This is a genomic window from Moraxella bovoculi 237 (genome assembly GCF_000696305.2).
GTDB classification, from domain to species: domain Bacteria; phylum Pseudomonadota; class Gammaproteobacteria; order Pseudomonadales; family Moraxellaceae; genus Moraxella; species Moraxella bovoculi.
Genome location: NZ_AOMT01000023.1, coordinates 1 through 13202, shown reverse-complemented (window position 1 = coordinate 13202; position 13202 = coordinate 1). Strand labels below are relative to the sequence as shown.

At 42.7% G+C, this 13202-nt stretch carries 17 protein-coding genes and 1 tRNA gene; 1 reads left to right on the top strand and 17 read right to left on the bottom strand.

Features of this window, described 5'->3' with window-relative positions; all coding sequences use genetic code 11:
- Nucleotides 1-5: 5 nt before the first annotated feature.
- The 13 genes from lpxC to epmB form a co-directional block, all read right to left on the bottom strand.
- The gene (lpxC, locus tag MBO_RS05690) at nucleotides 6-917 is read right to left on the bottom strand and encodes a UDP-3-O-acyl-N-acetylglucosamine deacetylase (RefSeq protein ID WP_036365383.1); all 912 of its coding nucleotides are present in this window, start codon (nucleotides 915-917) and stop codon (nucleotides 6-8) included.
- Nucleotides 907-2151, bottom strand: a complete 1245-nt coding sequence (locus tag MBO_RS05685) for a DUF3987 domain-containing protein (RefSeq protein ID WP_152545113.1) — start codon at nucleotides 2149-2151, stop codon at nucleotides 907-909. The genes lpxC and MBO_RS05685 overlap by 11 nt, the downstream gene beginning before the upstream one ends.
- A complete protein-coding gene (locus MBO_RS05680; RefSeq protein ID WP_036365380.1) occupies nucleotides 2111-2416 on the bottom strand; it encodes a hypothetical protein in 306 nt (101 codons plus the stop codon). The genes MBO_RS05685 and MBO_RS05680 overlap by 41 nt, the downstream gene beginning before the upstream one ends.
- Nucleotides 2413-2640, bottom strand: a complete 228-nt coding sequence (locus MBO_RS05675) for a hypothetical protein (protein WP_036365377.1) — start codon at nucleotides 2638-2640, stop codon at nucleotides 2413-2415. Before MBO_RS05675 ends, MBO_RS05680 begins: the two co-directional genes overlap by 4 nt.
- Nucleotides 2637-3239 (bottom strand): hypothetical protein, encoded by a 603-nt coding sequence (locus MBO_RS05670; RefSeq protein WP_152545112.1) that lies wholly within the window; start codon nucleotides 3237-3239, stop codon nucleotides 2637-2639. The genes MBO_RS05675 and MBO_RS05670 overlap by 4 nt, the downstream gene beginning before the upstream one ends.
- A gap of 82 nt (nucleotides 3240-3321) precedes the next feature.
- Nucleotides 3322-3510 carry a hypothetical protein gene (locus tag MBO_RS05665; protein ID WP_036365371.1) on the bottom strand — a complete coding sequence of 63 codons (189 nt, stop codon included), beginning with the start codon at nucleotides 3508-3510 and terminating at the stop codon, nucleotides 3322-3324.
- Nucleotides 3511-3639: 129 nt separating this feature from the next.
- Nucleotides 3640-3906, bottom strand: a complete 267-nt coding sequence (locus MBO_RS05660; RefSeq protein ID WP_046698526.1) for a hypothetical protein — start codon at nucleotides 3904-3906, stop codon at nucleotides 3640-3642.
- Entirely contained in the window at nucleotides 3903-4115 is a 213-nt protein-coding gene (locus MBO_RS05655) for a helix-turn-helix transcriptional regulator (RefSeq protein WP_036365369.1), read from the bottom strand. The genes MBO_RS05660 and MBO_RS05655 overlap by 4 nt, the downstream gene beginning before the upstream one ends.
- Nucleotides 4116-4236: 121 nt before the next feature.
- Entirely contained in the window at nucleotides 4237-5328 is a 1092-nt protein-coding gene (locus MBO_RS05650; RefSeq protein WP_152545111.1) for a hypothetical protein, read from the bottom strand.
- A 104-nt stretch (nucleotides 5329-5432) separates the two neighbouring features.
- Nucleotides 5433-6479, bottom strand: coding sequence for an ATP-binding protein (locus tag MBO_RS05645; RefSeq protein WP_036365365.1), 1047 nt, complete (start codon nucleotides 6477-6479; stop codon nucleotides 5433-5435).
- 133 nt (nucleotides 6480-6612) lie between these two features.
- Nucleotides 6613-7800, bottom strand: a complete 1188-nt coding sequence (locus MBO_RS05640) for a tyrosine-type recombinase/integrase (RefSeq protein WP_036365362.1) — start codon at nucleotides 7798-7800, stop codon at nucleotides 6613-6615.
- Nucleotides 7801-7965: 165 nt separating this feature from the next.
- A tRNA-Val gene (locus MBO_RS05635) sits at nucleotides 7966-8042 on the bottom strand.
- Between the two features lie 53 nt (nucleotides 8043-8095).
- Entirely contained in the window at nucleotides 8096-9124 is a 1029-nt protein-coding gene (gene epmB, locus MBO_RS05630; RefSeq protein WP_052585329.1) for an EF-P beta-lysylation protein EpmB, read from the bottom strand.
- A 121-nt stretch (nucleotides 9125-9245) separates the two neighbouring features.
- Here epmB and efp point away from each other — a divergent pair, with 121 nt between their 5' ends.
- Nucleotides 9246-9815 carry an elongation factor P gene (gene efp, locus MBO_RS05625; protein WP_036365360.1) on the top strand — a complete coding sequence of 190 codons (570 nt, stop codon included), beginning with the start codon at nucleotides 9246-9248 and terminating at the stop codon, nucleotides 9813-9815.
- A 61-nt stretch (nucleotides 9816-9876) separates the two neighbouring features.
- On the opposite strand, the gene MBO_RS05620 is transcribed toward efp, so the two are convergent.
- The 4 genes from MBO_RS05620 to MBO_RS05605 form a co-directional block, all read right to left on the bottom strand.
- Nucleotides 9877-10644 (bottom strand): tRNA threonylcarbamoyladenosine dehydratase, encoded by a 768-nt coding sequence (locus tag MBO_RS05620; protein ID WP_036365569.1) that lies wholly within the window; start codon nucleotides 10642-10644, stop codon nucleotides 9877-9879.
- Nucleotides 10644-11498 carry a TatD family hydrolase gene (locus MBO_RS05615; protein ID WP_036365356.1) on the bottom strand — a complete coding sequence of 285 codons (855 nt, stop codon included), beginning with the start codon at nucleotides 11496-11498 and terminating at the stop codon, nucleotides 10644-10646. The genes MBO_RS05620 and MBO_RS05615 overlap by 1 nt, the downstream gene beginning before the upstream one ends.
- 81 nt (nucleotides 11499-11579) lie before the next feature.
- A complete protein-coding gene (locus MBO_RS05610; protein ID WP_036365353.1) occupies nucleotides 11580-12608 on the bottom strand; it encodes a 5'-nucleotidase in 1029 nt (342 codons plus the stop codon).
- A gap of 12 nt (nucleotides 12609-12620) precedes the next feature.
- A complete protein-coding gene (locus MBO_RS05605) occupies nucleotides 12621-13154 on the bottom strand; it encodes a GspH/FimT family pseudopilin (RefSeq protein WP_046700276.1) in 534 nt (177 codons plus the stop codon).
- Nucleotides 13155-13202: the final 48 nt, after the last annotated feature.

Below are 13202 nucleotides of genomic sequence, written 5' to 3'. Positions count from 1 at the left end.
TTAAATCAAACAGAAATAATCGGCTCTAAATACTCGATTGGCGCGTCCTTTCTGTTACAAAAATTTACAATTTCATAGCTACTTTCGTCAGCCAACACCGCACGAATGAGCATATTATTGACCGCATGGCCTGATTTATACGCCGAAAAGTGCGCCAAAATCGGATGTCCGATCACAAATAAATCACCCACCGCATCAAGCATCTTGTGACGGACAAATTCATTAGGGTATCTTAGACCGCCTTCGTTCATCACGGACGTGTCATCGAGCACCACAGCATTATCAAGGCTGCCACCCAATGCCAAATTACGCTCACGTAGATACTCAAGATCTTTTAGGAATCCAAAGGTGCGCGCCTGCCCAACTTCACGAGCAAAATTCGCTGTATTAAAGTCAAGTGTGGTTTTTTGGTCGGTGGATCTGATCGCTTCGTGATTAAAGTCAATTTCAAAATCCATCAAAAACCCATCATCATAAGGTGTAAACTGCGCCCATTTGTCACCATCTTCAACGCGTATAGGTTTTAGGATTTTGATGAATTGCTTGGCTTTATTTTGCTCTTTGATGCCTGCTTCATGGATGAGATATAAAAAAGGCGCTGCCGAGCCATCCATGATGGGAATCTCAGGCGCATCGACCTTGATGATTAGATTATCTAGACCACAGGCCGCCAACGCTGATAGCAGATGCTCTACCGTGCCAACACGTGCATCGCCTTGCACCAGATTCGATGACATCATCGTATCCTGCACCAAATTGGCACTCATGGGAATGCGCGCGCCGCCCAAATCCGTACGCTCAAAGACGATGCCCGTGCCAACGTCAGCAGGCGCAAGCGTCAAACTGACTTGTTTACCGCTGTGCAGTCCGATGCCGGTTGCTGTTATCTCGTTCGCAAGGGTGCGCTCATATACCATGTTTATTCCAAATGTTACAAATTATATTGCAAATAGTGTACCACTGAGTCGCAATTTTGTCATCTATCGCCCATGTAATTGCTTCATCATTATAAGGATTGGCGTTCATTCGCTGTTCACTACACCAATCACGACTACCGATAAATGACGGCTCACAAGACAATAAACAGCGTGCTAAAATGCCTTGCTCATTTAATAATGGGTCATTCATTGCGCTGGCAATAATAATTTGTTGTCCGCTCAAATCAAGCGTTAAACGACAATCATACGCACTGGTTTTATAATTGCCGTTCTTGGCGTTGGTCTTTCTCATGCGACTGGCTTCCCCTTCACTCCAAAGCGTGGTAAAACTTGATAATGAGTTACCCACTGTATCAGCTTTTAGGCTATAACCCCCAAAGAATTGCCCCGCTTCACTGGTTGCCCATGATTGATTCTTTACCGTACCACTAATAAACCTATCCAAGATAATCTCTGTTGTAGCGTCTTTGATGATAGGGGAATTATTAACTGGTTCATGATGAAAATTTAGATAATCCGCTTTTTCCCTGCCCTTTAGGTTTTCTTTGGCATTTTGCCATTCTTGCACGTCTTGGATAAACTGCTCATAAATGCGCTGGCTATGCTCATAAATGGCTTTGTAGGCTAAGCGGTTAACTTGTGTTTTACCTGCACCTGATGGGGCTTGGGTAAGCAAAAATAAGCTTGCGGGCTTATGCTCATAACCCATAGGGGCATTAACAAAAATTTGCCCAATGGTGGATAACGCCCCTAATACGCTTTGCCCTGCCATGCTGTGCGGTGTTTGGCTATACCAAGCGATTTTCTCAACTACGCTTTGTAAATTCCCAAAGGCTTGCACTGGGTAAGGGTTGCACCGCTCAACACCCACGCTAAGCGGTTTTACTTCGCCCCATGCTTGTGTATGGCGTTGGGTGTTGGTTTCATCTGATAGCAGTTCATCAAGTGATTGGCTTTCTAGTGCTGTGCTAACGTCTGCAATGGTGCTGATGACTTCCACGCCTACAATGCTTGCCAATCTATCTATCAAGTCTGATTGGTCGTGGGTGGTCAAGGCGTATTGTGGGCGGTGGGCTTTTACCATTTGGGCAAAACAACCACCTGCAAAGCTGGGCAAGGTTAAGACTTTAACCGACTTACCGCCAAGCATTTGCAATGATAATTTATAAGCGTTATCTATCCCAATAACCGCCAAGACAACTTCCCCCGTCAAGCGATTTTTGATTAGCGGGCATTAAGCAAGCATGATTTTGGTAGTCTCTTGCCATGTGTGGGCGTTGTTCGGTGCTTGGATAGCAAATAAGGTTATCTATTTCCCCCGCTGGGTTAATCATAGGGAATACCAAATCAAAACCGCCATCATGGTCATAACGCCTTACCTGCTCAAATGGCAAATGAAGTAAATCGTCATGGGTAAGGCTCTCATCGCCTTTGGGTGCTGGCAAAGTCTCATAAATTAATGGATTATGATTGCTCATTCTCGCCCCCCATCTATCACGCCCAAAGCGTAACCGTGCATTATTGGGCTTGTGCTGGTGTCCCATTCATCAGTAAACATTGTGTATTTAAATCGCCCAATGCTAACTTCTGGATAATCTTGTTTAAGCTGGGTAGCGAACGTGTGGGCAGTGTCAAAGTCTGTAAATTCTTTAAAAATGCCTAGTTCTTTGCATTGCACCAAATAGATAACATTGCTAATCATCTTACACCCCTTGCCGTCATACCTTTTAATGTCTCTAGTTCATCATTGCCAACTTCAGCCCATGCATTAACATGACTTTGGGCGGCTCGGGCGATGCTTTTTATCATTCGCGGGCTAAGGTTTCCATACTGGATTAGGTGCATTAGGTCTTGAACGTCATCAAAGGCGGTTATCATGCCTTGTAGCACGTCTTTGGTGTTTAGCAGGTCAAAAGGGGTTAGGTTAGTTTTGGCGTGGCTCTGTGGGGCTTGTGTGCTGTTTTGTGCGGTCATGATTGACGCTCCTATGTGTTTAGTTAGTGATACCACCCCATTAATAGGGTGGCGGGTCTCAACTACCGCACATATACGGCTGGGGCTATTTCCTTTCGGTTTTGTATTTACCCCTATCAACCCGCCATAAACTGATGATACTGTGCAAATATCTTGTAATGACGGTTTATTTACACCTGTGGAATGTCTAGGCGTAAAAATAGCCAATGTATGGCGGTTTGGCTGTACCGATATGTGTTTAGTAGTAGCGGTATTATCAATCACGCCCGCTACTTTGGCAAGTGAAATAAATTCACGGTTTGCCAGTATTTCATTATTTAATTTCATGATATAATTTACCTGCAATATCGAATTAAAAAACGTTGGTTTTTATCGCTCCTAGTGAATGGTTAGGGGCGTTTTTTTATGCCTACTTTTTTTGGGTGCTGGCGTGGTCTGCCAGCTTTTGAATTTGGCTGGCGTGAACTTCTAGCCTACTGGCGATTTTATCCAGCGCATTTGATACACGGCTGTTATTGCTGGCTTGGCTGATTTGTTTAAGCACGGTTTGACTGGTGGTTAAATCATCAGATAGTTTATTTAGATAGTCTGATAACATGGTTTATTCTCCTGTTTATTGGTGGTTGGGTTGTTTTTAGCACTTGGTAAACTCTCCCCCGATACTGCTCGCAAAATTACCGTCATGGGGTGGTTTCTCATTGCGCCAGTTAAATGCCTTGCTTGGATTTTAAGGCGTGGCAAGGTTTGCGCCCCAAACGCTTTCAATCTCGCCCGCCTTAACTTTGGCAATATAATCACGTTCTAGCCAATATGATGAAAACCGCTTACCATTTGGTAGATTAATCAAGCAACTTTGAACGGGTATTCCATAGATTAACCGTAAATCACTAACGCGCTGGGGTAGGCAAAACATATTAAAAAGCTTGTAGGCTTTTTGATTGTCTAGGGTCTGCCCCGTCATCAGATAATCAAAAATGGCTTTGCGCTGGCTCATGCTTCCCCCTGTTGGTTGTTTAACCATGTATGAATATCGCTGTTACGCCATACGGTCACGGTCGGGCTTAGTTTGATTGGCTGGGGGAATTTGCCAGCCTTTACCCATGCCCAAACAGTGCTTTTACCGATTGGCAAGAATGGCAATAGCTGGGCTAATCGGCTCATGCCGTCTTTGGGTAGGCTGGTTTGTGAATTGCTTTGGTTCATGTGATACGCTCCTAAACTGTGGTGGATTTAGGACGTATTGTAGGTGGTGGATAAAAATAGAAAAATCCCCGAACCACTAAGGATAAGGGGATAAACGGGTATTTTATACGTTTGGGGGTATTTATTTTTTAAAGGTTAGGGGTATTTCTGTTGGTGCGTTTTTGGGTGTTCGCCCGCTCTTTGTGGCGTGTGGTGGCTTGATGTCTTGCAACCAATTCGCCAAACTTTCATCACGCTCTGGTAAATCGCCAGGTCTAGCTTCAAGTAATATAGATTTGATATGTTGCACCATGTCATTTGTTCTGATTTGTTGGTTTACGTCCATTTGCCAGACGCTATTAGCAATCGCACGCGCAAAATCTTTGGTTTTTTGTTTGTCGTGGTTATATTTTTCGATACCTTTTAAGTCACTATCCACACTAGCACCTTGTGGCATTTGTTCAAGCTGTTTTTGTAACTCTGCAATCTGTTTGGTTTGTTCTGCTATGATGTCATCTTTGGCGGTTATCTTGTCATGCAAATCATCAATATAAATACAAGTATCTACACCACCCGTTCTAAATTCAATTGATTTATAATTATCGTTTGTCATCTTTGCCTGTTGCTCAAGCATAGAAATTTTATTTTCTAGGTCAGCTCTTGATGGCTGATTAAAAATAGTGTCTAATTCAGATTTTAAAAATACAACCTTATTTCTAAAAATGGTAAATTCTCTGTGTTCTGGCGGAATATCATCACAATATATTATATCAAATTGGTATTTATTGTTTTCATCATTATAAAATCTATACCAATCTAAAGAAGTTAAAGGCGTATTATCAGAAAAGCACAAGCTATTCCATATTTCATCACTAAAAATTAAATAATCATTGATATATTTTTTACCAATATCTATTCTCTTTGCTTTGTGGTTATGTTTTTTTTTTGGTTCGCCATTTTGCATTCTCTCAAAATCATCAAGAATATTTTCTGCAAATTCCAACACATTACTTTCATTTATCTCAAAACCATAATCCATTTTATACTGCATAACAAACCTATTAAATGGATATAGTGGGCGTAATTTCCCTAATTTTATCCATTCGGATAATAACCCGTTAAGTCTTTTCTCGCTATGTGTTATTAAGGGGTAAAACTTACTTACGCCCTTATCTGTCAAATACTCTGCTATATCATCAATATTTAAAAACTCTTTAAAATCATAAATTTTCATTTCACACCTTACCATACCTTAACAAATAAAAGTGCAAGGCGTGGCGGTCTAAGGTATGAAAAATAACCGCCTTTCGGTAGCTACTCCTAGCCTTGCAAAACTGATTAGCCGTGATTTAATAACCACTCTTTAAAAAATATATCGTCAATCTCATACACACCATTACTAACCTTGAATAACAAGCCTTTTTTGGATAGCGAACGTATGGCGGATTGTATGTGCTGATTGCCAATATCCACGCCCAAATGCTCAGTTAATTTGTCTTTGGTGGTTTGGCTGTATAGCTCGCCTTGCCCTGTGGCAATGTGGGTTAATAGGTGCTGTTGTATGGCGGTCAAATCGTGATAGATAACCGAATAATCTTGGCTTGCCTGTATCTCGTCCAACAGCTCATCTTTGGCGGTTGTAATGTCTAGCATGGGATTTAGTGCCATGCGTTCAATCAATGCCCTAGCCATTTGTGGGCTTTTGTTCATAGCAACAAACGCACTCCATAGCCCATTATTATCCAAATCCCTTTTAGTGGTGTGATAAAACACGCCCGCCAAATGGTCGGTAAATGCCTTATCCAAATCAGGAAAAGTTAAATTTTGCCCATAATAAAAAAATGGGGCGGTGCTTGATGAAAACATAAGCCGTAACTGCTCACGGCTTGAACCTGTAAAGATGACTTTAATTTTATCCTTATTGGTGTCTAAGGCGGTGCGCAAACTGGCTATGATGGGGTAATGGCTCGCCCCTGCTAATGCCTGTATCTCGTCTAGTAGCAGTAATATGGGCTTGCCCTGCCCTGCTAGGGCGTTTAGGCTGTGTAGTAGGTCATCATTGCCCAATGCCTGTAATTCGGCTTTAAAGCCTTGTATCTCCACGCTTGATAGGTGGCTTAGGCTTTTGGCTATCTTGCCTTGGCAAAAGGCGTTAAGCTCATAAATAAAGCGTTTTTCTACATTCTCGCCATTATCCAAAAAGCTAAAATAAAACACCTTGTAATCATACTCTTTGGCAAGGGGCGTAATGTCTTTTAACAAAAATTCGGTCTTGCCCTTTCGTCTTGGGGCAAAAAAGGTTAGGGCATGGGATAAACCGCTATTAAAAAGGCTTAAAACCTGCTCGGCTAGGGCGGTGCGTGGGTAATGCCAAATGTCTTTCATGGGGGGGCTTAGGTAGTCTTAGATTGTCTTAGATGATAGCAAACTAATTAGTTTTTAGCAATCTAAAACCATCTAAATTGCAATAATTCAAATATAAAAAAAGCTCCAAACTGGGGCTTTTTGTTTTAGTGGCTCATTGACAAGCGTGTTCTATCAGCTTTGCCCATTCTTTCATCATCTGCACGCGGTAGGGCAAGTGTTCCGCCCCATTGTATGCCATGCTGACTTTATCCGCTTTGGCATGGGCTAATTGTAATTCTATACACTCATGATTGTATTGCAATTCATGTAATTTGGTGCTGGCAATGCCCCTAAACCCGTGTCCTGTCATTCGTCCTTGATAGCCCAAACGCTTTAACGCCTGTGTTAGAAAATTTTCACTAACGGGCTTTTTGGTTTTGGGGTTATAAAACACAAATTCATCACTTAGCCCCATTGCCTTAATTTGGTGTAAAATCTCTATGGCTTGTGGGGCAAGTGGTACGATATGGGGCTTATCCATTTTCATGCGCTCGGGCGGTATTCGCCAAAGGTAGTTATCCCAATCAATTTCCGCCCATTGCATAAAGCGCATTTCTATGGTGCGCACAAAGGTCAGGCAAATAAATTTAAAGGCAAGTTTTGTAAGCGGTTCACAAGTGGAATGATGAACATGGGAAAAGAATTGGGGTAATTCGTGAAATTCTAGGCGCGCAAAGTGTTCTTGTTTTCGTTTGGTTAGGCGTTTTTCCAGCCCGTCTGTTGGCGGTAGGCGGTCATATAGCCCCTTATCCCTAGCATGGCGGAATATTGCCCCTATTTGCCTAATGGCTCGTTTTGCCATGTCATATGCTCCACGCTTTTCAATGCGTTTGGCAATATCTAGTATCATTACAGGCGTAACAGCGTTTATGTCCAAATGGGCGATATGTGGGGCAATGTCATTATTATATTGGCTCAAATCCTTTTTGTGCGTAACTTTTGATACGGTGTATTTGCCCTTATTGATTGGGTTGTTACGGTCTCTTTGGGTGTGGTATTCGTTCGCTATATCGCCAAATAGCACCGTATTAGGCTTAGCGGTCTTAGGGTCTATACCTTGTGCTAGCTTCTGTTTTATCTCCAAGGCTTGTAGGCGTGCTTGTTGTAGGCTAATTGTAGGATAACGCCCCAATGTGATATTAGTTTGTCTGCCATGATAGCGATAGGCAACCAACCAAACTTTTGTCCCTGTTGGTCTTACTATTAATTGTAAGCCGTTGCCGTCTGAATACTTATCAGGCTTATTTGGGGTGCAATCAGTGGACGGCTTTAACCGTTTTATGGCGGTATCTGTTAGCATGATTTGCCTTGTTTGTTGGTATAAGGATTTTTATACCAACAAATATACCAACAAAAAACATAGATTTCAATAGATAGCCATAGACTACAAAAGACAACAAAAAGGCTTTAAACCTTGAAAAATAAAGGGCTATCGCACGATTGTGGATAGCCCTGGATTGTTGTTTGGTAGGCGTAAACGGACTCGAACCATCGACCCCCACCATGTCAAGGTGGTGCTCTAACCAACTGAGCTATACGCCTAAAGTGTTGCTATTTTAACAAAGTTTTGAAATTTTGCAAGTATTTTTTTAAGTTCAATCCAAAGCATGTATATTAATCGGTGTCTTATACGGTCTATTGGGCAGCTCTTGCACCAGTTTGGGCACCAGATAACCCGACAGACTCTCGAGCATCTGCCAATAAATCTCAATCGCACGCTCAATCAGCAAATCAAAATGCGCCGCCCCCTGAACTTTATCCAACACGTGCAAATAATAAGGTAAAATCCCTGCATCAAATAACGCATGACTAAGCTCAATCAACGTCTGAGCGTGATCATTCACACCCTTTAGCAGAACCGTCTGATTTAATAAGACAACGCCGGATTCTCTGAGTGCGCGGCATTTTTGCTTAAGAGATCCATCAATCTCGTTGGCATGATTAATATGCAACACCATGACGATGCTTTTTGGTGAAGCTTTTAGCAGGCTTAGCAGTTCATCATCCACACGATTGGGTAGCACCACAGGCAGACGTGTATGAATGCGGATGGTCTTGACGTTTGGGATGGCGTTTATGGCATCGAACCAAGCTGTTAGGCGTCTATGATTTAAATTCAGCGGATCGCCACCACTAAAGATCATCTCATCAACATCTGGGCAGCTTGCCACATAGTCGGCAATACGAGCGATCTCTTGAATGCTTGGCATGTTCGCATGATAGTCAAAATGCTGACGGAAACAATAACGACAATGCACCGCACACGCCCCCGTTGTGGTAATCAGCACACGGTTTTTGTATTTATGCAGCAGACCCTTAATTGGATTTTGCTCATTCTCTTGTAAGGGATCGGCAGTATAGCCAGCGCTTACCACAGTTTCTTTGATGTCTGGCAGAACCTGCAGTAGCAGCGGATCACTTGGATCACCTTTTGTCATCTTTTGAATAAAGGCTCGCGGCACTCTTAGCCCAAAACCCTTAGGCTGATAAGGCGCATCTGGACACTCTATCTCAAGCAAATCACACAATTCAGCCACATCCGAAACACCGTCAGCCAATTCACTTTGCCAATCACCGTAAGCAGAATCAACATCAATGGTCAATATTTTTGAAAAATCATTCATTATCTTTTGACAATATTCAACAAAACTATATATAATGTGCTGTTTAGCGACATTTGCGAAATGCTGGGTATTATATCGCACTTTCGCCAAAATTTATTTTTCTTTTTTAAAGGTAATCATCATGGCAAGTTATTCTACCAATGATTTTAAAGCTGGCCTAAAAGTCATGCTTGACGGCAACCCATGCTCAATCATCGAGAACGAATACGTTAAACCTGGTAAAGGTCAGGCCTTTAACCGTGTTAAACTTCGCAACCTAAAGACAGGTAAAGTTTTAGAACAGACCTTCAAATCTGGCGACAGCCTAGAAGGTGCTGACGTACTAGATACCGAAATGAACTATCTATACAACGATGGTGAGTTCTGGCACTTCATGCACCCTGAGACTTTCGAGCAAATGCAAGCTGACAAGAACGCCATGGGCGATGCAGCACAATGGCTAAAAGAGAACTCAAACGCACTTTGCACCATCACTCTATTCAATGGCGCACCGCTAAGCGTTACCCCACCAAACTTCGTTGAGCTACAAATCGTAGAAACCGATCCAGGTCTGCGTGGCGACACCTCTGGTGGCGGCGGCAAACCTGCACGTCTAGAGACTGGCGCGGTGGTGCGTGTACCACTATTCGTACAACAAGACGAAATCGTAAAAGTCGATACTCGTACTGGCGAATACCTATCACGCGTGTAATATATGATGCACACCCATAAAAAATCCCCAATACTTCATTGGGGATTTTTTTTGCTTAGTGCTATTGCTTAGCAATCAATCTTAGGCATTCTGACACCATCACCATGCCCACCACAGACGTAACTGCGACTGCTGAGCCGTAACCACCACAATTCAGACCGCTTTCACACGCTGTTGCCATTTTTAATTGTTCGGCTAAATAGACGCATTTGATACCGAATTTGCCTTTTGATTGGCTAATATTTTTTTCTTTGAGTTTGTTTCTTAATTTTGCCAATAATGGATCTTGGGTTACGTCTGTGAGATCGTCAACTTTGATTTGCGTTGGGTTAATTTTACCACCCGCCCCACCAGAGACGATGAGCTTAATTTTATTAAATCGGCAATGCAGCGCCAAAGCAAGCTTGGCATTCATGTCATCGACACAGTCTAACACGATTACATTTTTACCTTGAGCAGCCAGGGCTACTGCCTCTTCTTTATTGGGTAGAATCTGCTGAACGTTATCTACGGTCAAAAAATCATCAACCAGATTCAGCTCAAGATTAGGATTGATTTGCCTAAGTCGTGCCGCCATTACCTCAATCTTCGACTCTCCAAGCGTACCATCTAAGGCAGGCAGCTGGCGGTTGATGTTACTCTCAACCAATACATCCAGATCGACCAACGTAATCTGCCCCACCCCTGTTCTTGCCAGACCTTCTGCTGCCCAAGAGCCCACGCCACCAACACCAATCACATAAACGTGAGCATTGATAAATTTCTCAAATCCATCGCCATAAAGCGTTCGCGTACCAGTGAATCGTCGAGCGGTTAACATGTCATTCATCATTCATATACCCAATTTTGGTGCAGCGCCTCATTGCTGTTCTGCCATAGCTGCCTAGCCAAATTCTCTTTATCCATATCAAACATCGTCGCCAACTCATCAAGCACATACACCAAATTAGCAGGTTCATTGAACGTGCCCAAGTGCTGGCAAGGCACCGGCATCATGTCGGGGCAGTCCGTCTCAATCACGAATGCCTCAGCGCCATATCGCTTAAACACATTCATCACAGAATTGCGTAATTTCTTAGCATTGGGGTTGGTGATTTGCCCCGTAATACCAAGCTTAAATCCCATCTTCACAAAAGCTAAAGCCTCTTGTTCGCCGCCACTAAAACTATGAGCGATACCACCCTGAACGCTGGCGCGGTATTTATGATCTTTTAAAATCTGCAGGACTTGAGCGTGCGCTTTGCGAATATGTAATAAAATCGGCAAATCATGGTGTTTGGCAAGATGAATTTGCTCAATAAAAAACCGCTTTTGCTTTTCAAAAATATCTGACTGCGCCAAGGTTTTTGGATAAGTATCTAGACCAATCTCAGCAATGGCGATACTGCTGTACTTCCTAATAAAATCATCAAGCAACATCAGGTCAGAATCCGACTGCTCCATGATGTACAAAGGATGAAGTCCGAACGCCAAATGAGCCTGAATGCCTTGATGGCTGCTCTTGGCAAAATCCGCCATTTGGGATTTGACTTTTACCATCTGATGAAAATATTTCGCCAAAAAACCAATCAACACCAGATGCCTAATGCCCTGTTCATGAGCACGTTCAGTCATCAACCTGCGATGTTCATCATACTCAGGCACGTCAAAATGCGTATGCGTATCAATAAGTCTAATCGTCATGTTGCGGCTTTTTTGAGCTGCTGCGTCTCGGCAGTATCAATAAAGCTGCAGCGAGAGCCAGTTTGAACAATGTTGATTTCTTCATGGTTTCTTGCGTTTTTTAATGGGCTTAAATACCTGCTCATCCAAATGCTGCGGCATATCATTCAACAATGAAGTCGAATGATATGGCACCAGTGCGGACGGCACAACATTACGCGCAGCGTCGATGTGCTTAATTGAGTCATCAAAGAAGATATGCGGTGCAAAGGTTTGCAGTACCTTCGTCTTATTTAGACCACCCAAGAAAAAAGCCACGTCAACACTCACACCCCATTCACGCAGCGTCTTAATCGCTCGCATGTCAGCAGGTGCATTTCTGGCAGTAACCAAGGCAATACGGATCGGATTATGCACCGCATCTTCGGTCTCATTGGGTAATTTATTTTGTAGCTTAGAGAGCTTAATAAGAAAATCCGCATAAGGGCCTTTCTCCATCGGCAAGTCAGCCATCTCATCCTCATGATGGTGAAATGCCTGCAATCCTTGCTGCTTAAATACCAGCTCACCCGCCTCATCAAATAACACAGCATCCCCATCAAAGGCGATGCGAAGCTGCTCAGTGTCAAGCTCTGACGTATCGATCGGAGTCGCATCAAGAATCGCACAAGCGCAAATGTTCGCATCCGCCACTTTCTGGGCGTCTTCGCGATTGGTCGTTAAGAATAAGTCAACATCAAAATCCTTAATATAATCCGCCACCGAAGCGCCAGAGATAAAAGCAGATCGAGTGATGCCTAGCTCATGTGTGCGAATGGCATTAAGCACCTGTATACCCATGTCTGGCGTAGATTTGGAAACGATCACCACCTCAACAAAGGGTGATTCATCATGATATTCCTTATCGTCCTGATACCGATTTAAATTCAAAAGCGCCTTAATAAGCGGATAGCCTGTTCCTTGATTTAAAGATTCATTCTCGCGCAAATGCATATATTCACGGAATTTCTTGGCAGCCGTCTCTTCGTCCTTTTTTGTTAATTCAATCAGTTTGGCTTCCGCTTCGGACAAATCAAATAAGGCTGTCGCCGAAATCGCCACAATTAAAGTCTGAGAAAAATCTACCGCCATACCATCCCCTTTCTAACATTCTATACGATATAAGTGACCTTGTCTCTCAGTCACAACACCATGTGTATTGATGACAATTTGAAAATTATTGTTGTTATTCTTGGATAAGGTACAATATTTGATATTGCCATAATTCCCACGCGGCTTACCCGTATCACCCATGAATTTCATATAATTGCGTGATAATGAGGCATTCATTTTAATTATACCATGTTTTAAATACAAAGATTCGCTGCTAATTATATAATCTTTGGCGCCTAATCTATTGTCTCTATCATTATCTACGAAGACAACAAATCTTTCTTGAGCACTCCTACTGCATTCATTCTCGCTATTCATAGCACAAATGATAACATCCTTACCTCTTGAATAACTCTCTATCTTTGCCAAGCGAATTGCTTCATGAAGGTGTTTCCTTGTTGTATGTGATTCCATACGCTCAAACAGAGCGGGAATCATAGGGTAAGCAAAAAATAGTAACACAGAAACAATCAATAGGACAACGATTAATTGAATGAACGTAAATCCAGATTCTGCTTTTATCATAATATCGCCATACCTAAAACCCCCAACTTTTCAGTCAGGGGTTAGGAT

Bases quoted from the DNA above. Each gene is read 5' to 3' on its own strand.
- MBO_RS05640 (WP_036365362.1), bottom strand. From the start codon at position 7,800: ATGCTAACAGATACCGCCATAAAACGGTTAAAGCCGTCCACTGATTGC.
- MBO_RS05645 (WP_036365365.1), bottom strand. From the start codon at position 6,479: ATGAAAGACATTTGGCATTACCCACGCACCGCCCTAGCCGAGCAGGTT.
- MBO_RS05620 (WP_036365569.1), bottom strand. From the start codon at position 10,644: ATGAATGACATGTTAACCGCTCGACGATTCACTGGTACGCGAACGCTT.
- MBO_RS05655 (WP_036365369.1), bottom strand. From the start codon at position 4,115: ATGAACCAAAGCAATTCACAAACCAGCCTACCCAAAGACGGCATGAGC.
- MBO_RS05660 (WP_046698526.1), bottom strand. From the start codon at position 3,906: ATGAGCCAGCGCAAAGCCATTTTTGATTATCTGATGACGGGGCAGACC.
- MBO_RS05605 (WP_046700276.1), bottom strand. From the start codon at position 13,154: ATGATAAAAGCAGAATCTGGATTTACGTTCATTCAATTAATCGTTGTC.
- epmB (WP_052585329.1), bottom strand. From the start codon at position 9,124: ATGAATGATTTTTCAAAAATATTGACCATTGATGTTGATTCTGCTTAC.
- MBO_RS05615 (WP_036365356.1), bottom strand. From the start codon at position 11,498: ATGACGATTAGACTTATTGATACGCATACGCATTTTGACGTGCCTGAG.
- efp (WP_036365360.1), top strand. From the start codon at position 9,246: ATGGCAAGTTATTCTACCAATGATTTTAAAGCTGGCCTAAAAGTCATG.
- lpxC (WP_036365383.1), bottom strand. From the start codon at position 917: ATGGTATATGAGCGCACCCTTGCGAACGAGATAACAGCAACCGGCATC.
- MBO_RS05675 (WP_036365377.1), bottom strand. From the start codon at position 2,640: ATGATTAGCAATGTTATCTATTTGGTGCAATGCAAAGAACTAGGCATT.
- MBO_RS05680 (WP_036365380.1), bottom strand. From the start codon at position 2,416: ATGAGCAATCATAATCCATTAATTTATGAGACTTTGCCAGCACCCAAA.
- MBO_RS05670 (WP_152545112.1), bottom strand. From the start codon at position 3,239: ATGAAATTAAATAATGAAATACTGGCAAACCGTGAATTTATTTCACTT.
- MBO_RS05665 (WP_036365371.1), bottom strand. From the start codon at position 3,510: ATGTTATCAGACTATCTAAATAAACTATCTGATGATTTAACCACCAGT.
- MBO_RS05650 (WP_152545111.1), bottom strand. From the start codon at position 5,328: ATGAAAATTTATGATTTTAAAGAGTTTTTAAATATTGATGATATAGCA.
- MBO_RS05610 (WP_036365353.1), bottom strand. From the start codon at position 12,608: ATGGCGGTAGATTTTTCTCAGACTTTAATTGTGGCGATTTCGGCGACA.